Source organism: Streptomyces sp. NPDC052036 (assembly GCF_040680495.1).
In the GTDB taxonomy this organism is placed as follows: Bacteria; Actinomycetota; Actinomycetes; order Streptomycetales; family Streptomycetaceae; genus Streptomyces.
This window is the reverse complement of sequence record NZ_JBFAWW010000067.1, coordinates 1-20,648: the sequence shown is the minus strand read 5'-3', so window position 1 is coordinate 20,648 and position 20,648 is coordinate 1. Positions and strand designations below refer to the sequence as shown.

Annotated in this window: 1 pseudogene; it reads right to left on the bottom strand. The window is 70.0% G+C overall.

The annotated features are described in order from the left end of the window. Positions 1 to 20,648, bottom strand: a pseudogene (locus AB0L95_RS40235) (hypothetical protein); the annotation flags it as partial.

The window sequence follows — 20,648 nt, the reverse complement described above, 5'->3', positions numbered from 1 at the left end:
GCTCGATCAACGGCAGCCGCCGCAGCGCGGAGGCCCGCAGTTCGTATTCCGCTTCGGCGAGGTACGCCATGCCCAACCAGCGGCCGTCCTCCCCGAAGAAGTCCCGCGACACGGGCTCGGTCGACTGCCAGGCATCGGGCCGCACAGAACCATCAACCGGATCAGCGACCACGACCTGCCCAGCAGCAACCTCCCCGAGCCTCACAAGGTGCTCGTCCCGCAAACTCCCCGCAGGCAACGGCCGAGTCGGCAACGACACCGCAGGCGTGAACTTGCTATCCCGTTTGTTCAGGTATTCCTGGGCCTTCTCGAACAGCGCTCTCACAGCCTGCTGCACTACGTCATGCACGTCCTCTGGGTTGGCGTCCACGATTTCCTGCACCTGGCTCAACACACCGGCCTGCGCCCACCGGTAGAAGTGATTGGTGCCTGCAGGAATGTAATACCGATCCGGCACCTCTTTTTTCATCCCGATGCCGCTCCGGACGCGGTACATCAAAGCGTTGAAATGATCTCGCGCGTCTCCACGAATGCCCTTCGAAAGGGGGGCGGCTTCTATCAGCTCCCATTCTCCGTCGGTGAGGTCCCACTCGGGATGCTTCAGGTCACTCCGCGGCGCTCCCGGGTCTCTCACAGGCCTGGCTTCTCTCACAGGCCTGACTGCCGCCGGCCCGACTTGACTCGCCGCACCACTACGGCCGGCCCGGCCACTCGCACCACCGGACCTCACAAACCGCCCGCCCATGACACCGCCGGTCGGCACATAAGTCTTCCGCCAGTACATACCCAGCGAATTCATAACCGCCTCAACCCAGGACCGAACCGATGGATGGGGGCCGGCTTTGCGGATAGCGGCCAGCCACGTATTCAGGTTCACTCGCTTGCCGTCCACCAACTCCCATTCCCCCTTCCGGGCGTTCACAGTCCCATGGGCGACGTAGTGGACCAGGGCCGCGCGCACACCTCGCGCAGCGCTCCGTTCCTCAGGGGTGCCGGTCTTGAAGCCGGCCAGCTTCTGGTCGAGCTCACGGACGGTCTCGCCGAACACCCCGCTCCGGTCAAGATCCTCGGGATCCAAGCCCCGCCCGACCACCTTAGGACGCTCCTTAACAACCTTGGCAGCAAGCCCCCGCAGAACGGACGTCACAGACTGGTCCACAGAAGAAACCCCGCGTACGACACCGCCGGTCGGCAGATAAGTCTTCCGCCAGTACATACCCAGCGAATTCATAACCGCCTCAACCCAAGACCGAACACCCGTTTGATAGGTTTCGGGATCACGGAGATCACTCAGCCAACTACCCAGGTTCACTTGCTCGCTGCCCACAAACCCAGGTGCATTCATCGGAGCGTTCACAGTCCCATGGGCAACGAAGTGACCCAGGGCTGCCCGCACATACTTAGCAGGACTCTGATCGGCAGGGGTGCAGTCCTGGCCTCCCTGGATGTCGGCCAGTGCCTGGTCGAGTTCGGCGACAGCGGCTTTGCGGATTTTCTCACTTTGCGGCTGCTTGTAGGCGGTGGCAACTTTTTCGGCCAACGTTTTCAGAGTTGCGGCTCGCTTCTTCGTGACGCCACTTTGCCCGCCAGGGCCTCCGTTCTGCGCGACGCCGCTTTGCGGACCGGATGCGTTTTCTTCCCCGAGTGGGGAGACAGCCTCAGGGGAAAGGTCTTGCCGACCGATCCGGCCTCCCACTCCCATGTCATCCGGGAAGGCCGGATCACCCAGACCGTCCTGGTCGTCCTGGTCGTCTAGGAAGTCAAGGAAGGATGGGTTGCCCGTGTCCGGCCCCAGCAATACCGCAGGATCGATGAAAGATCCACCCTGGTTTCCTCTGGATAGATCCGATTCCAGGGGCTGGTCTGCGGGCGCGCCGTCGGGGGGTTCCAGGCCGGCTTGGTCCACCGGTGCGGGCCATGCCACACCCTCTCCGAACACGTACGGCTGATTCACGTCGTCGAACAACCACTGGTCCACATTGTCCCCCCAAGCGAGCGCGAAGGGCGTCAGCGACCCGGCGTCCGGGATGGGCAGGCTCCGTTCCAACTCCTGCGGTCCGCCGGATCCATACAGCCAGCCGCCCTCTGCGTCAGACAACTCCAACACACCCGCCGGACCCATATCCTCGCCGACCAGGCCGCCACCCGGGAAAGACACATCCACGGAGACATCGCCCGGCTCGGAAGGCCGGCGATCCCCCTCCAGAGGAGTCCCCTGCCGTTTCCGCGCCGAAAAAGTCCGAGTAGCAGTGTCATCCCCGTCCGTTCCGCTGTTGACGAACCACGGGTTCTGCGGCGGCGCGTCCACCCGGCGACCGCCCTCACCGACGTGCCGTTCGACCCTGCCATCCGGATGGCGAACCACCCACATGGGCGAGTTACGCGACTGGTCCGGCACCACGTAGTACACGCCGGGCCCGCCGGACGGATCCGGCTGCAGCGACACCTCACCGAAGAGGTAGTGGAACCGGACCTCCTCGCCCTCCACCAACGGCAACATGGCGATGGTGTCGTGCGAAGCGTCCTCGGACGAACAACTCACCAGCACCACGTCGGTGAAGCCCTGCCCCGCGATGCGGCTCGCCACATCACGTGCCAACGCGCCACGGTTGTTCACCATCGCGCCGTGGACACCAACGCCGTACACCACCGCGCGAGGCGGGACGGGTACCTTCAGCTCCGCGTAGCCGCCGTCCCCGGTGCGCATCAGAAGCCGGTTGCTCTCCCTCAGCCGCTGCATCAGCGACATCCGGGGCAGCCGGTCTGCCCGGTTGAAATACACCTCACCCGTCCGGCGGCCGTCCACCTCCTCCACGTACCGTCTGCGTGGCGTGCCGGCCCACAGTCCGGGGCCCAGTTCGTACGACGCCGTCGCCGGACGCCGCCCAGCCCGGAACACCTCCGGACCCAACGTCGTCCACCGCGCCTGAAGCAGTGTCGCCTCGTCATCGTCCGAGCCGTCGTCAGACACCTCGTCGCCGACCGGCACCTCGGGAACGAGGTCGCCTGCCCCACGGGACGACCCGCCGTCCGGCGTGCTGCTCGTGACACCCGGCTCGAACTGCCACCCGACGAGGTTCGGCTCGCCCGCCATGACCGCGGCCGACCCGGCGGGGGGCTCGGACACCCGGCCCTGGTGCGACGACAGCAAGGAAGCGGGATCCAACGGCAGCCGGAGATCGAACACCTGCGCGGCCTGGTTCAGGAGTGCCGGCAACGCCTGTGCGAACGCGGGCTCCTCCTGGCTGATCACTTGGAAGTACCTGGTGACCAGACCGCGCAGGTGCGCCCACGTGAACGGCTCCTGATCGCCGTTGTGCGCCCGCAAGCGCTCCAGCGCCCAGAAGCCGTGCAGCAGGCCCTGGAAGACCGTGGCGTCGTCCTCCAGCCGCGGTCCGTAGGTCAGCCGGATCGCGCGGACCCACCGCAGTACGTCCGGGAACCGGTTCTGGTCGTCCGTCACCAGCTTGGCCAGCCGACCGAGTTCGGCCGTCGACGGCTCCGGACGGAACCCTGCCCACTGATCGCCTTCGGCCAACTGGTACCGCACTTCGAGGCCGCGCGCCGGATCGGCCGGGGCGATGACCGGCTCGCTCCCGCTGCGCGTAACCCAGACCCACCGGCTCCAGAAGTTGGACAGCAACTGCCCGGCGACCGGCCACAGCAAGGGGTCGCGGGACGGTGTCCCCGCCAGGTCTGCTCCCATGACGAGCGCCGCGGTGTCCCGGGGCAGCGTCGTCAGGGCCGGAGCGGTGGCGAACGTGAGGTCGACGAGCCGTTCGTAGTCGATCGTCCGGCTGCCGCCGTCGACGTGCGGCAACTCGACGGTGTCGGCGTCGCCGCGCAGTCCGACGGCGTACACCTTGCCGAAAGGCACCGGTTGCGCGGGACTCTCCACCATGGCGTCGGCGTCGAGCGCGTCGTTCATCCAGGGCGCCCAGCCCACCTGCGTGAAATGCCGCGCCGACGGCACGAGGCCGTAGGCCTCCGGCCGCTCGTCCCAGGCCGGCCGGTACGACACACCTGCCGGAGTGTCCTCCTGCGGCCCCGGATAATCCGTCTTCCGGACCCGGTCCACGTGCAGCCGCTTGCCGTCGACTGTGACGACGTGCGGGTACCAGTACTTCGCAGGGGAGTTGCCCGTCGGTGTCCGGTGCAACACGGGGAGCACGCCTTCGGCGGCTTCCACGATCGGCCGCAGCCGGTCCCGTGCCGCTTCGTGGAGCAGGGCGAGGCGGAACGACGCCTGGTCGACGAGCTTCCCCAGAAATGACAGCGCCTTGGGGTCCATCGGCCAGCCGAGAGCGGCGTTTCCGATGTGCTCCGCGAAGCGGCCGGCTACCACCGGGTTCAACCGGTACCCGAGGGCCGACCTGTCCCGCGCGGCCTCCGCCAGGAAGGGCGCCATGGCTTGGACCGCGGGGTGGGACACGATGTGGTACACGGACCTGGTGAGCACGTCGTCGGGCAACGGCGCCTTGCAAGTCGCCGCCTTCTTGTAGGCCCTGCGGCTCATCTCCTTCATGTCGTCCGTGTTCTGCCGGATCTCCTCCGGCGACATGAGCGGCCCCTCAGTCGCCCAGTACCGAAGCTCGTCCACGATCAGCGGAACCGGCAGCCGGCCACCGTCGGTGTCCAGCCCGGGGAGGTCTTCCATGCCGACGAGATCCGCCTGGCTGACCCTCTCGCCCTCGGAATTGCGGCCGGTGAACACCACGTCCAGCAACTCGCGCGCCGAGCCGGTGGTGTCGGCGGCGAGCAACGCCTGGAGGGCCGCCGGCCCGTTGGGCGCCTTGGCCTCGTCGATCAGGTTCTCGATGTTGGTGTACAGGTGCTCGTCGAGGAACTTTCGGGTACGCGGCCGCGTCGCCGGCAGGACGAGGTCGAACGCGATACGGCCGGCTGCCGGCAACCAGTTCTTGCGGAGGATGTTTCCCTGCGACTCGGCGGACAGCAGTCCCAGAACGTGGCCCAGGCCCTTCCACACGATGCCGTACACGTCGTCGATGTCCGGCACGGGCGTCAGGAACGGCAGGAGGTCGGGCGACAGGGCGGGCACACCGACGGCGTCCCGCACGAAGTCGGTGGCCAACCGCCTGGCAAGCGCCCCGGCGAGGTAATGCACCTCCCTCACGTTCTGAGGAAGGAAGCGAAGGGACGCTTCGTCCATCAGAGTTCTGAGGCCGATCGCCGGGAAGCCCACCGAGATCTGCGTGTACGCACGGTGGTTGGCGCCGTCGGCACTCGGCAGGACCGTGGCCTGCGCTCCCCAGCCGGTCACCTTCCAGCCGTCTGGCCGGAGATCGGCGAGGAGATCGGCGAGCCGCATCGCGACCCCCTGCTCCGAGGTGACCCCCAGTGCACGGCGGCCCTCCTCCAGCCGGTCCAGCCCTTCCTGCGTGGACAGTCCCCCCCGCTCCTCGTCGAGCGTGTCCATCGGTGCTGTGACGAATTCCGAGACGCGGCGGTAGCCGACCTGCTCTAGGTCCTCGTCCTGGGCCCCGTCCTGGATCGCTGTTTCCCTGGCGGCGTACTCCTTTCCGCTGACGCGGTCCCGCAGGAACATGCGGACGTCGGTCACGATCTGGACACCAGGTCCGTCGGCCAGGATCACCTTGTTCCACAGATAGCTCTCGGCAGAGTCCTCCACCCACTCCCGCTCTTCCCGTTCGGCCTCCTCGCGCTCGACCTCCTTCATCTTTTCGATCATCTCTTCGACCACACCCGGATCGAAAACGATCTCGTGGTGGACCTCGACCTCCAGCCCCTCCTTGTTGTGGTGTTGCGGCGCCGGGTACGGCGGCTGCGCCCCCTGATCGTCGGCCGGTACCTGCGGAACGGGCGTGCGCTCCTCGGGCAGGACGGAGACGAAGCCCGTGGCGCTGCCGTCCGCCCGCTCGTGGGTGTGCAGCCGAGCCGGCTCGTCGCCGGTGGCCGGGGTGACCGAGACACCGCCTTCCGGAACATGCGCCGCGATACCCGTGGCCTCGCGGATCCGCCGCGCCGTCGCCTCCAGCGTCTCGGGGTCGACCTGGGAACACGAGGTGAGCAGGATGTCCGTCGCGTCCGCCGGCACCTGGTCCTTCAACAGCGCCAGCAGACCGCCGACGTCGAAGCGGACAGGCTTGTCGTCCGCCGTCGCTCCCTGGAAGCCCCCGCCTTCCGCGCCGAGCGAGCCCCACACGACGACCCTGGCGTCCGGCGCCACCGGCAGTCGCATCTGCGAGGAGACCAGCCGGCCGTCGGGCTCCCGCCGCCACTGCGTGTACTCCCGCAGCCCCGGAAGCGCGCGGTAGGCGTTCCGGCGGAGCGCGGCGTCCTTACGCGTGAACGAGGTCAGCCCCGATGGCCGCCCCTCCGCGTCGAGGACCGGCTCGACGGAGACCTGCGAACGCAGCACGTGGTGCTCGGGGTCGGTGATGGCCCCCGCCGCGAGCATCCCCTCGGCCGCGGTACGGGACATCCGGACCGGCACCGGGTACGCGATCGGCACGTCCAGTTCGGCCACGCGGTCTTCGCTCCCCACGGCGTGCGTGACCGTGTCCCGCAGCCGGGCGACCAGCCGCAGGTCCACGTCGAACTGCACCAGGGCGCTGGGACCGGAGTAGGACCGCACGACCACGCTGCCGCTGTCGCGCCCCCCGGCCTCGTCGATAGCGCGACCCGACGAGCGGGCCGGCGTCGGCTCGTAGTCGTGGTAGTAGCCCTCGCCCGAGTTCATCCAGCCCGGCACCGGAGCACCCTGCATCACGGTGTCCTCGCCGGCCGACCGCGAGGTGTTGCGCCCACTGGCCGCCAGTCGCATGGCGCCCGGAGCCGCACTGGCCATGGCGTCGAAGTCGGCCACCTCACCGGCGCTGATGACCTCGCCCTCGATGAACCGCGCGTACAGGCGGACGTCGAGGTCCTCGGCCCCGAAGAAGAACTTCCTGACGAACGTCGGCGGCAGGAGCACCCCCTGCCCGGCGAGCACCGGCAGCGCCGACTCGAACCATTCCGCCGACATCTCCTCGCGCAGGCCGTAGGCGGCGGCCTTGCCGATGGTCTCGAAGTTCGGCGAGGCCCCCAGCTTGCGGATCAACGTGGTCATGCCCGCCCGCGCCTGCCAGGCTCCGCGGAAACCGTTGACCTGCGCCTCCCATGGCAGGCGCACGCCGGCCCCGCGCCACCGCTCCAGCGGTACGGGCGCGGCGGTGTTGCCGCCGGCCGGCGGCAGCACCCGCGGCGGGCGCATGCGCCGCAGCGCCCGCAGGTCGGACTCCAGGATGCGGAACTTCAGGTAGCGGTCGTCCTCGACCACCGAGCCGTCGTTGGCGCGCGGGGCCTCCAGGGGGATGGAGTAGAGCAGCGGAGCGTCCTGCGGCGTTCCCTCGCCGTACAGCTCCAGCTTCGCGTCAAACGGGATCCTGACGGTCACCATCCCGGCCTTGTCGGGAACGATCACCAGCATGTTGGTAGCGAACGACCGGTGCGCGGTGTCGGCGACCGAACGCCGGCTGACGACCCCGCCCGTCGGCAGCGTCGCCACGCCACCCGCCTCGGGATCGGAGAGGACGCCGTTCACGATGACGGGCACGTCCATTTCCCACTGCGCGCCCTCGCCGCGGGCCGACCCGCTGTCGAGTACCGCCGTCGTCCCGTACGCCATCTTCCGGCCGGGCGTGGGACGGCTGTCGAACGTTCCGTCCCGCCGGTCCCACACCAGTCGGGCCCAGAAGGCAAGTCGGCCGCTGCTCCGGGGGAACAGCTCCAGCCACACGCCGCCGTCGTCCAGGCTGCCCAACAGGCTCACGGCGTCGGCGAGCACCGATCCCAGCCGCTCGGTGTTGCTCCGCCGGTCCTCCAGCAGCCGTTCCGGCAGCAGGCTGGCCGTCTGGTCCTTGGTGAGTACGCCCTTCCGGGCCGCCAGCGCGGCGCGCAGTGCCGGGAGCAGACGTCCGAAGTCGGGCGCCTTCTCCACCACACCGAGGCCCAGTGGCCCGTCGTGCGGCAGAACAAGCTCGGCGGCCGGGTCGACGGCCGGCTCCCGTTCCAGGGAAGTGGAGCCCGCCGGACGCATCGGCACGCTCCTCGTGGTCGCGGGCCACATCGAAGCGTCCGGCGTCTCCTCCGCGACCTCGCGGAGCGGCGAGGTCCCCTCGGCCGGGGACGACTCATCCCCTGCCGGCTCCTCCGATGCCGTGAGGACGCCCAGTTCCCCGGCGACCGGCAACGGCTCCTCAGCCGGCGGCGACGGCAGGTCCTCGAACGGCCCCAGATCGTCGAAGGCGGGACGCGGTGCGGAGGTCTGAGCGAACGGATTCAGCTCCCACTCCGACTCCGACTCCCACTCCGACTCCGACTCCTCGGGGATCGGCTCCAACGACGTTCGATTGAACGTCCACTCGGCGAACGGCTCCGACTCGGACTCCTCGTCGGAGGGCGGCGGGATGATCCCCAGTTCCCTCAGGCGGGCGTCCACCTGGTCTCCGAGCCCCATCGCGCGCGCCTGCGCCTCGGTCACCAGCGCGGCGGCGGCGCCGGAGAGCAGCAGGCCACCAGTCTTCAGCTCGGCCGGCAGAACACCGGCCTTGACCTCGGCCGCCATGAGGACCTCGAGGTCGGCCTGGACCAGCACCAGCCGGAGGTCACGCTCGGTGTAGCTGACGCGGTCGATCGTGGCGGCCGAGACCAGCGTCTCCTGTTCCGACCTGCTCAGGCTGACGCTGGGGACCAGCCCGCCGAGCAGGAAGGCCGTCCCCTCGAGCATCCCGGCCCCGCCGGCCATCAGGGACGGCGACACGGACCCGGAGGAGCCCTTGGCACCGGCGACCTGATGGCCACCCGTCATCCACAACTCGGTGGCGGGTCCGCTGAGCACGTCCACGACGGAGGGGCGGACCACGTGGACACGGGTGCCCACCGCGCCCCTCAGCGTGCCCGCCCGGCGTTCGTACTTCAGCCCGTCGGCGATCCAGGCACTCTTGACGGCGCGGGCCATACCCGACGGGAGCGTGTCCTCGCCGAACTTGCCCTCGATCCACTCCGCGGGATCCAGCCCCGGGACGGAGAACGCCTTGTCGCCACCGGATGCCTGGGTCAGCAGGTCCTTCGCCAACTCGATGAGCTCGCCGCCGACACCGCCCAGGAGTTCCAGGGCGAGCCACTCCCTCACCACCCGCTCGTCGGCCGGAGGGGCCGCCCACGCGGGGTCGTACATCGTGTTGATCCCCTCCAGCGCCGGCGGCTTGAACGGGATCGCCTCGCTCGGCTGGACGTGTGTCAGCGACCGCTGGTCCGGGCCGAAGGCGAGCGCGGTCGGAGTCGTCAGCCGCACGGCGACGGGATTGATCTGCAGCCCGAGGACGCCGTCCTCCACCGTTGTGGCGTCTCCCGTGCGAACAATGGTGGTGACCTCCGGGTCCTGCCGGCCGGGCAGTCCGGGCGTCACGCGCCGCCGCCAGGTCCTGGGACGGCTGACGAAGCTGACCTCCACGTCGAAAGCCAGCAAGGAGTCGAACACACCGGCGTCGTCGGAGCCGGCCGTCAGCCAGCGGGTCTCCATGCTGAGACCGGCCTGCACGGCCCGGAACCTGGTGACGCCCAGGGCGAGGGCGAGCGTGAGGTAGAAGTGCCCGGGCAATGGCTTCGCCGAGAACATCCCCGTCACCGAGTAGCCGTACTGGCCGCTCTCGCCGCTCTGTGCGCCGTTGGCCAGCTTGGCCGTGGTGCGGTTCTTCCAGTCCGCCAGGTCGCCCTTGTACTCGGGTTCACCGAGCAGGCGCCCCTTGACCCGCACCAGGACGTACTCGTCGCTGAGCCGTCCCTTGCGGCGCAGGCGCGTCGTGATACCGGTCCCGCCGAGCAGCCGCGGCTTGCGGGCGACCAGGTTGGACGGGGCAAGCGAGGCCGTCAGCCGCCGGTGGTTGCCCAGCATGCGCGCCAGGTCGTCCTCTGTCGTGCGCGTGAAGAAGCCCCTGGGCTCGTTGGCCGTTCCGAATCCGGGCAGGAATCCCTGCAGCCGCGGGTCGGTCGCGAACAACTTCTCAATGGAGGAGACCAGTTGGGAGGTGTCCACGCCGCTCAGCGTGACGCTCGGACTCTGCGGGCCGAAGGGCAGGCGCCGCTCGAATCCCGGGTTCCGAAGCAGCGGTGGGACAGACTCCATGCCATCAGGCAGACGCAGCCCCAGCGACCGCGCCTCGGCGGGACGCAGGCTCAGCCAGGCGGTCACGTCCTTGTACGCGGGTCCGCTGCCCCCTCGCGTCTGCATCGCGATGGACTGCGGGCCGGTGCCCTCAACCCACACGCGCACCCGCGCCTGGTAGAGGACGCGGTCACCGGTGAACTGGTTTCCGTGCGCCGTCCCGACGGTCGAGCTGGAGGAGACCACGCGGCTGACCGCGGACATCAGCGCCGGCCGTACGGCCAACCGGAGCCGCGGGCCGCCGGGCAGCAGCCCCAGGCCGACGGCCGGCCCGAGTCCGACAACGCCGCCGATACCGTGGCTGCCCGACTCCGACCACGTCCGGTCGGACTGCGCGTAGTGCCGTGAGAACTCCTTGGGGAGGTGGTACCTGGGCGCGATCGCGCGGATCTCCGCCCGGGTCCGGTACGCGGCGCGCTCCCGACCCCCCGCGCCGACCAAGTCCTCGGAGTTTGTCCACCCCCAGAAGTAGGAGCTCAGCTCGTCGGTGAGACGGCTCTGCGTGCCGGCCGCGAACGCGCTGGAGCGTCCCGGAGCGCCGGGTGCGGTGACAGCAGGGAGCAGGACGGAGCTGATGACGTCGAACAGCCCCTTGCCGCCCTGGTACTGCCCGCCGACACCGGTCACCGCCAGCACGTCGAGCGAATCCGCGAACCGCAGGGCGCGCTCGGTCTCGGCGGGCAGTTCCTCAAGCCGCGGCGGTTGGGTCCACGGGGCGTCAGGGACGAGGCGCCCGACGGGAACAGTGACGATCGCCGAACCCCAGCCGTCGAAGACCTGGGGCACCGAGGACCCGGCTCGCTGCGCGCGCACGGTGACGACCACCATGCGGTGCACGTCCACGGAGCCGTCAAGGCTTTGCATGAGGCGGTGGAGCGAGGTCTTCTCCTGTAGCGACGACGTGTGTGCCGTCTGCCCGAACGACACGTTCACCAGTGCCGTGCCACCGGCCAGCAGGCCGGGCTTCGGCGTCGGCAGCACGACGGTCCCGGCGAACCTGGCCGCCCAGCCGTGTCTCCTGCTGGACGACTGCGCGTTGGAGGAACTGACCGTGTGCAGTTCGGCGACGTCGGGGCCCTCGCCCTTCTCACCCTCCACCACGGCGATCAGCGGACGCTGCTCGCGCTTGTGACGGGTGATGGAGACCGTGACGTCGTACCAGCCCTCGTCTCCGTGGATCTGGAACGGCACGCCCGCACCGACGAACGCGCCGGGGTCCGAGGTCAGCCGGTCGGTGACCTCGGTCGGATCACCACCGGTCATCCGGCGTATCCGCTCGGCGACCCACTCCAGGTTCTGCAGGCTGTGCAGATGGACGGGCGCGGGGCCCTCCATCGACTCCAGGTACGAGGGAAGCCGGTACCGGCCCACGACACGCGGGGCGGGCTCGGGCTCGGGCTCGGGCTCGGGCTCGGGGACAGCGCTCTCCGCCGGCTCAGCCGGCTCCCGCTGCTCGCCGGACGTCTCGGACATCGGCGCGAGAACGCGGTCGCCGGCGGCCTCGGCCGGGGTGGCCAGGTCATCCGGGACCCGCGGCCCCGGGATATCGACGGAGCCGCGGAGGACGCCCGCGCGAGTCGAGCGGGGGCCGGAGCCCTCCAGGACGCCACCGGACGGCACCGGCTCGGCCGAACGTCCCCCTGGGTACATCTTGATGGCGTCGACCGTCGACGGGTCCGGAGAGGCAACCGCGGCGTCCGGGTCGAAGTCCACGTCCATGCCGTCCTCGTCACCGGAGTCCGAGGAGACGTCGGAACCGGCGTCGGAAACAACCTCGGAGTCGACCGCCATGGGCTCAGGGCGCTGCCCGACCTCGGCCCACACGGATTCGTACGGCTCGCCCTGGTCGTCGGGCGCCACTCCGCGGGCGGTCACGTAGACGTCCGTCTGCCAGGGGAAGAGCGCCTGGCGGTGCTGAGGACGCGCCGCGGCGAACGACACGTCGCGGGCCGGCGACCCGGTGACCTTGACGACGACCCGATGCCATCCGGCGGCCGGCACACCCAGCCTGTCCAGCGCCTCCGCGGGGGTGAAGGCAGCCGAGTGGAACTGCGGGACGGTCAGCGAGTGCAGCGTGCCCGGCGCGCTTCCGCGCAGTTCTCCGGGAGCCAGATAGGCGACGTAGACCGGAACGTCCCTCGTGGGCAGCGCGAAGAGCGTTTCGGCCAGCAGACCCAGGTGCGGGCCGTAGTCCTGCCGCGCGAGGAACGGCACCAGATCCATCATCTCCTGGCCGATCTCGCCGTACCGGGGAGCCGAGCGGTCGGTGATGCCCCTGGCTTCGTCCGCCAGCACGCCGAACCACGGATCGGTCTCCAGCAGGTACGGGAAGTCCAGGGTGCCGGTCGCCATGGCCTCGCCGATCGTGTCGCGGATCTCGTCGGCCAGCAGTTCCCTGCTTCGCGCCCCCCCGGCCAGCTCCGCGGTGCCCAGCGCGCCCAGCAACCGCTGGTCGGGGGCATGGTTTCCGATGAACAGGGCGGTCATCTGGGGCGGCGTCAGCCAGTCCAGAGACAATCCGGAGTGGCCGGCGTCCCACAGAGCCGTGTGCCGGGCCGCCCAGGTACCGTCGCCGAGTCGCGTCCCCTCGCCCAGGGGGACCGCCGGCAGGTCGCTGGAGTTGGCCAGTTCCCGCACTGCCTTCATGAGCCCGTCGGGCACGTCGAGGCCGCCCGTGACCTTGACGTCGAGGGACGGGTACACCTGGTGGTGCGGAGGCCACCAGGCTACGCCGTGGGTGTCGTTGAGGTCCTCGCTGTCGTCCTCGAACGGCAGCAGTGTGGAGCGCGCCCATGCGTAGACGTCCGCCGCGTCGCCGAGCAGCGCGTCCTCGAGGCGGTCGACGCTCAGGCCCTTGTGGTCCGTGGCGAACCCGGAACGGGCGTAGTCGTACAGGATCTCGGTGAGCGTACGGGTACCAGCCTCCAGCCGCCAAGCCACCACGGCCCGCAGAAGGCCGCGGTGATCGCCGCCGAACTGGATGGCCTTGTGCGCGTCGAACAGCGGGCCGATGCTGTCGTACGGACCCGTGCGCACGATCAGGCCGCGCACCGTGCGCAGGGCGTCCCTTTCGGTGTCGCTCGCGGCGACTTGGAAGGTCCTCGTCCCGTGCCTCGCTTCGACCGCGGCAGTGATCGCTGCCATCACGTCCCCGGTGGAAGCCGTGGCGGGAACGGCGACCTGGTACTTCCCGGACTGGTTCAGCTTGCCGGCGAAGCGCCTGACGTAGCCCCCGGCCCTGGACGAGGCGGCGAGCGACTTTCCGATGGCCTTCTCGTGCTTCTCGGCCGCTTCCTGTCCCACCGCCGTCGCGTACATCCCGCGGTAGCGGGCGCCCTGGCCGGCGAGTGGCAGGGCCGCGGCCGCCTCGTGCGCCGCGGCGGCGGGCCGTGCCTTGAAGACCTTCCACTGGGGCCGCGGGCCGTCCTTTTGCTCCGTGATGTAGATGCGGACACCAGAAGTCTGCTCGCCGGTCGTTCCGGTCTGCACGTTCGCGGCGACGGTTTCGATGCCTCCGCCGCGCTCGTCGGCGGCCGCTTGGGCCACGGAGGGCACGTCCTCGGCGCCACGACCGGCGAAACAGGCGAAGACCAGGTGTCGCGCGCCGTCACCGATGGCCAGTCGTGCGCGCAACCGCGCGTCACGCCGGCCGGCCCACCAGCCGCCGATGGACTTGTACCCCTCGGGCGTGTAGACGCGGAGCCGCCCGAGGTTCCCGTGCGAGGTCCAGTACGTGAACCCCGGTGTGCCGTCCGCCCCCACCCCTGTCGTCACCGGGACGTCGATGGGCCTTGTGACCCCCGCGCCCGGCGTGCTGACGGCGCCCTGGGTCATGTCGAGCAGACCTGGTTCGAGGACGGACATGGAGATCCACTCGAAACTGGAGTGGCTCGCCTCACCGAACAGGACTCCGGAGGCCGTCCGCACCTCGCGGGTGATGACCGGCTCCTGCCAACGCCGCCCGGCGGGGGTATCGACCTCGTCCAGGGTGACCAGCGAGTAGTCGAGGGCTACGGCGTCGTTCCCCGCGGTGCCCGTCAGGTGCCGCACGACGTCGTGGTCCTCCCGGACCTTGAACTCCTGGGCACGCGGGAAGACGACCTGGCCGTCCGGAACGGCGGCGTTCGACCCCAACTCGTAGGCGGCGGTGGGCTTGTGGACCGTGTAGACGACGAGATGAGCCGCCGTGCGCCCGTCAGCCCGCGACAGCGCGTCGCGGACGGCGGCCTCCAGGCTCGACCTGGCCAGGGAGAGCGGGGGACGCCTGAACACGTGGCCTTCGGCCGCGGGTGTCCCCTCCCACTCGGCCCAGTAGACAGGGCCGTCGGTCTCCGGCTGCAGCGTGGCCGCCTTGACCGCCATCCGCGCGTGCTGGGCCAGCTCCCTGATCAGTTCGTCGGTCGCGAGCGCGTCGGCCAACTGCCGCAGCTCGGTGAGAGAGGCCTGCTGGGACTGGTCGATCAGCGGGCGGACCAGCGGGTCGCGCCGTACCACCAGCGGCAGGGAGGCGGGGGCGGCCCCTTGGACCAGTCCCCTGAGTCCGGCGAGGATCCGCTGGCGCAGCAGGTCCCGGCCCTCGCCCTTACCGTCCTTACCCGCGAGGATCCGTTCGTCCATCAACTCGGCGTCCGGCCCGCCCAGCAGGAAGAGCGCGATCCGGTAACCGGCCGGCCGCTCCACGGCATAACGGCGGTTCTTGGACATCCACCGCCGGTAGGCATCCTGTCGCAGCCGCCAGGCATCCACCCCCTGATCGGTGAGGGTGGGCGGCACGACGCCCTCACTCACGTGCTGCCCGCCCCCGTCGAGCAGGTCCTCCTTGAGCCCGTCGGGCTTCCCGCCGTCGGCGGTCCGCGGGTTGAACAGGCCCGTGGCCCATTCGTCATACCGGACCTCGTGCGGCAGGCGCGACACGGCCTTCAGAACGGCGGGGTCGGTGGTGCCGTCGATCCCGTTGTCGGGTACGAAAAGGAAGGACGTCAGGCCGTACAGGTCGGCGGCGTCGGCGTCGGCGGACGCCGCGGTCCTGAAGTCCGGCTCCAGCAGCTCTGTACCGTCCTCCTCGACCGCGCCCCCCCGTTGGAGGGCGCCCAGCAACTGCGCCAGCGCGGGCGCGTCGTCCAGCGGCAGCATCCAGCCGAGGACGGCGTTGCGGAAAGCCAGTGCGGACGTCCCCTGCGCCAGGTCCTGGAAGACCCTCATGAGGGTCTCGGCCTGCCGAACGCGCTCCGCCCGCTCGGGAACCCGGTCGTCGTGAAGGGGGTGTCCCAGTTCGGTCAACCTGGCGTCCAGACCGGCGTGGGAGGCGGCCGGCAGCGGCAGTTGCCTGCGCTGCGCGTAGACCTCCGCACCACGCCAGACCGCGTCCATCAACTCCCCGAGGCCGGGCGGGTTGGTGCGGTCCGCCAGTTTCCTGAGTGCCTGCCACGCCTCGAAGTCATGCGGCTTGCCCGGGTCGAAGAACAGGCGGTAGTCGGCCATGCCCTGGATCAGCAATGCCGCGGCGAGTGCGTCGAGCGTCTCCTGACCCGCTTCCAACCACGTCTTGCCGCCGGCCAACACCTGGCCGACGCCCTTCTCGAAGTCGAGCGCGATCTCCAGCCACCGGTCGCGGTTCCCGAAGTACAGGTCGGGGAAGCCGACGCCGGCAGCGTAGGCCTGGGCGGGGAGGATCTGCGACAGGCCGGTGTGCGGAACCGTGGACGGACCGGTCGTGAACTCCGGGCCCGAAATCAGTGCGGAGAAGGGGGGATTGGCATCCGAGCGCGGCCGAAGGGCGGACTCGGCGATCCGGACGGTGCGAAGGCTGTTGTCGGCTGCCTGCCACTCGTACGAGGCGCCCTCCGGCCCGCTGATGACGGCTCCGGAAGAGCCGTCGTCAGCGGACTGCGGGGCCGGCCCAGCGCTGCCAGGCAGCGGGGCGGCGACGGCCGGCCGCGCGGCGGCGACGGCCTTGACCGCGTCCAGTGACACCTGCGGATCGGCCGCCGGCAACTCGACGGCACTAACCAGGAAGTAGGAGGAGCCGTCCTCCGCCCGGTCCGTTGTGATCCCCCTGACCACGAGCTCGGTCGACTCGGCGTACCGCACGTGGCGCTCACTCGGGTCGTCGGCCAACGCCGTGAAGTCGCGTGCCGAGGAGTTCGCCACCTCGACGACGATCCGGACCGAGGGGGTGGGGACGCTGCCCAGCCGTGCCAGTGCCTCCTCCCGATCGAGGGCGATCCGGTCGGACCGCGACACGCTGATCGTGCGCAGGCCCGTGGCGATGTCGGCGGCCGGCGCGGCCATCGCGAAGTACCCGTTCCGCCTGACCGGGGGCAGCAGCGCCAGCCCCTCCGCCGCCAACCCCTGGTGGACGGGGATCTGCCGGCTCAGGGCGGCCGCGGAACCCGCGGTCTGGTCGAGCATCTGCTGCCGCAACCGCTCGAACCGGGCGCCGTCCCGCTCACCGGCCGCCATCTGCTCGGCCAGCCCCCGCATGTGCCGCATCCGCAGCAGCAACGGCAGACGGAGATTCCCACCCCTCTGGAACTGGCCCACGGCCTCAGCGACCTGCTTCCGCGCGAGATCCTCGAGCACCGCTGATGCCTCGGCGGGGGGAAGCGATTCGACGCCGGACTCGATGAACGGACGGCTCGACTCGTGGCTGAGCAGGTACAACGCGACGACATGGGCCGGATCCAGACGGTCCAGCGGCGAACCGCCGTCAGCGGTGCTCCAATCACGCGCCGGCGCATGCCGCGCCGCCCAACTGTCCTCACCCAGATCCGACCCGGCCGGCATCTCCGGCAGCTCCTCGGACCCCGACAACGCGCGCACCGCCCGCACCAGACCACCCGGCACAGCCACACCGTCATGGTCCTTCTCCAGGTGCGCCATACCCGCCGTATGCGCGTGCCAGTGCGGCAGGCGCAACCGGTCCGCCGGACCACCCGCGGACAGATCCTCCCTCGGCGAGAACATCGCGTCGGCCAAGCCGTACAGGTGAGCCGCGTTGCCCGCCAGCGCCGCCGTCAGCACGGCCTGGTTGGCACTCATGCCGGACATGTGCAGATCGAGCAGGAGCACGCTGAGGGGCAGCCCGCTGGACAGTCCCCAACCGAAGACAGCCCTCACGAACGACGGGAACTGCTCACTGGGGAGGCCCAGATCCCGGTACAACCAGTACATCGCGCGGGTGCTCGGCACGTCGTTCGGGGGGAACCAGACCGCGCGCTGTTTGACGAGTTGCTCGTGCGCCTCGTCGCCGACTCCTCGCACTTTCTCGGCCGCGGCGTAGTCCCGCACCGCGACTGTCCGCACCATGTCGCCCAGAGGGATCAGGTCCAACGTGTCGGGATCGATCCTTTCCCGGTTCTTGCTGTCGGCAGTCGTCGCCTTGACGACCTGCCGCATGACGGCCAGCGACTTTGGGTCGTTGGACAGCACATCGCGCAGCGCGGCGTCATAAGCCGTCATGCCCGCCGCGAGCTCAGTACTCCACCAGGAGTAGCGCCCGGCCTGCCCGGCGAGGTACGGCTCGGCCGAGGTCCTCATCCGGGCGGGCGCGGGCCGCGGCCCGAATCTCAACACCTCCGCGTCGGGCGAGCCCCACGTGGAGACCAGTTTTACGTGGTCCCGGCTCCCAAGGTCGTCGGTGCGTACGGCCGTGTTCCCCGCGTAGGTGGCCCGCTGCGGATGCATGTCGGCCACCTGCCGTGCGACCGGCGGCAGGCCCGGGCGCTTGTCACCCACCAGGCAGCTCCACTGCAGGAAGGGCACGTCGGCGTCGACACCCGCCTGAGCGAGCCTGAGGGCGGACTCGATTCCGCTCTGCGTTCCGCTGAGGAACTTGGGCCCGAACCGTCCGACCACGCTGACCAGGTGCCGCGATCCGTGCGCGGCACCGACGACGAACCGCGGTCTACGGGTCTGCTGGTCGACGCCCGACGGCAGCGGCCAGTGGCTCTCAACGCTTGGCTCGCCGTCCCCCCAAGTCCCGATCCGGGTATGGGTCACCTCGAACAGGCGGTTCAACGATGGCCGGCTCTTGGCGAAGAAAGGTGCGGTGAAGCTCGCGAAGCCGAACCACTGCCCGTCAGGAGTGCGTATGTCACGTACCGGGACCTCGTCGTCCCAGGGGACGGACGAATTCGGCCGGGGCAGCTCGACGGCCGTCACGTGCGCGTACCACAGGCCGGTCTTCGAGTCCAGCGCGTACGTGAGGTCCTGCACACGCAGCGTCCTCGCGACCGGGGACAGCGCCGGGCGCCTCTCGGGCCGCAGCGAGAAGATCGCCACCTCACGCGCCGACAGCGGACGCACGTCGTCGATGAGCACCGGGTGCCAGTCGCCGCCCTGCCGCGCCAGCTCGTTGAGCTGCCTCAGTACTGCGTCGCGGTCCGTCGACCCGTTGCGGAACGGGATGATCGGCAGCTCATTGTTCTCCGCCGCGTACGCCTTCGGCCCGGTGAGCGGTCCCGGCATCATCATGGCGTACATCACCGAACGACCGTCGAGCGGCTTCGCCGGCAGGGTGTCCAGTGCCTCTTCGGCCATAGACATGTGACCGCGTATCTCGTCCTGGAACCAGTCGTCCGCGGCGCGGGCGAAGGCCTCGACGGCCGCGTCCACCTCCTCCCGCGGGGCGTCCGTGCCGACGACGGCGCTGATGCCGGGATCCCGCAGCATCATCAGCGGCCACGCCAGCCGGTCGTTCGGATCCGTTTCCCGGCCGACGTCCCTGATCAGATCGCGCAGGTGTTCCAGCGCCTGCGGATCGGCGCCCAGCAACTCCGGGTCAAAGAACAACGAATCGGGCCCGGAAGCCACGGCGAGCGCCATCGAGTGCCCGGGCTTCAGCAGCTTCAGCGCCTCCAGCATGCCCGGGTCGCGCAACAGGTCACGCAGGGCCTCCTGGAGCTGCCGCCCCACCTGGTCCCCGGCCGCACCGAACCCTGTGTGGTGGTTGAGTCCCTTTCCGAAGACCCCGACGGGATCGACCCACGTGCTCATCCCGGTCACCCGGGGGCTCAGCAGCTCCAAGGTGCGATCGGCGTACATCGCCACGTGCGGCAAATGGAACAGCGACCCCGACACCTGGGGATCACTCGGCCCCCCGGTCCTTCTCTTCAACGGATCGAGGTTGCCGCTGATCCATCCGTGCACCCGGGACATGTCTGTCAGCCACGGGTCCGGATCCACGTTCGAGTCCCAGATCCCCGCCCGCTGGGAGATGTCGAGGAAGAACTCCCACGGCAGGGCGCCCGGCTGTGCGAGGTATCTCGCCGCCACGGCATCCCGGAGCATGAGCACGTCATCATCGGCGACCGACAACTGGCGGAAGCCACGAAGCAGAGACTCGATCTTGAGGGCCTGTTGGTGCTGTGCGTCCGTCAGGTCTCCGACTCCGCGGTATCCGCGCCGACGCATCTCGTCGTCCCACGCCTCGCCGCGTGACAGGATGCCGTCCGGCTCCGGCAGCCCCATCTGCTGCGCGTAGAAGGGCATGACCCGGTCGACGGTATCCATCAGGCGGTCGAAGGGCTGCGGGCTGCCGGGGTTGAAGAGGGCCGCGGCGCCGGCTTCGGCCTCGGCACGCGTCAGCGATTGCTTGTCGAGCAGAAGCTTCATGAAGCGTTTGAAGACGCGCCCGTCAACCTCCTGGATTTTCCGCGCCATCGACTGGAGCACCCCTCGCACGCGCTGGTGCACCCACGGGTCCTCGCCCAGTGCCTTGGCGGCAGCCTGCCCGTACTGGGCTGAACGCACCAAGTACGTCCACCGGTCCCCGACGAACAGGGCGGGGTACCGCGGCTCGTGGACAGCGGGGAACGCCGATGCCGTCCCGCTCCCCGACGGCGCGGTCCACCGGCCCGGCCCAGCCACCTGGACGCCGCCCTTCGGCAGCACCGAGGGGCGCTGCCCGGCGATGACGCGTGCGAGGCTGTCGGCGACCGCCGAGATCGGCGCGCGCTTCCACGCCGAGTCAAGGGCGTCGAACCGCTCGGCGACCGTCTCCAGGCTCTCCGGGGGCCGGTTCCACTCGTCGCGCAGCCGCAGCGAGACGATCGCGTGCAGGTCCCGCAGGTAGGAGCCGGCGGCCGCGCGCTCCGCGACGGTCTGGCCCTCGTCGGGCGGCACGACCACGTCCGGCAGCTCGCCTGCCGACTCCTGGTCGCCGAGCTCACCGGGCTCTTCGGAGACGTCGGAGACCTCGGAGACGTCGGACAAGGCGTACAGGTTGGCGTCATAGGCGAAGTCGGTGATGTCCGCGCCAACCGGCCCGTCCTGGGCGCTCTTGACGGGCCGGAGCTGGTCGAGCTCCGAGTCGCCGCCCCAGCTCGTGTGGGAGTCGGTGCGATCGAGCCCGGGCCAACCCTCCTCGGCGGAGTCGGTGGTCGGCGCCGGGACGTCCGCTCGGGAGCCAGTGCCGGACTGCGGCACCGGCTGCTGGGGCGGGCGGGCGGGCGCGTCCTGG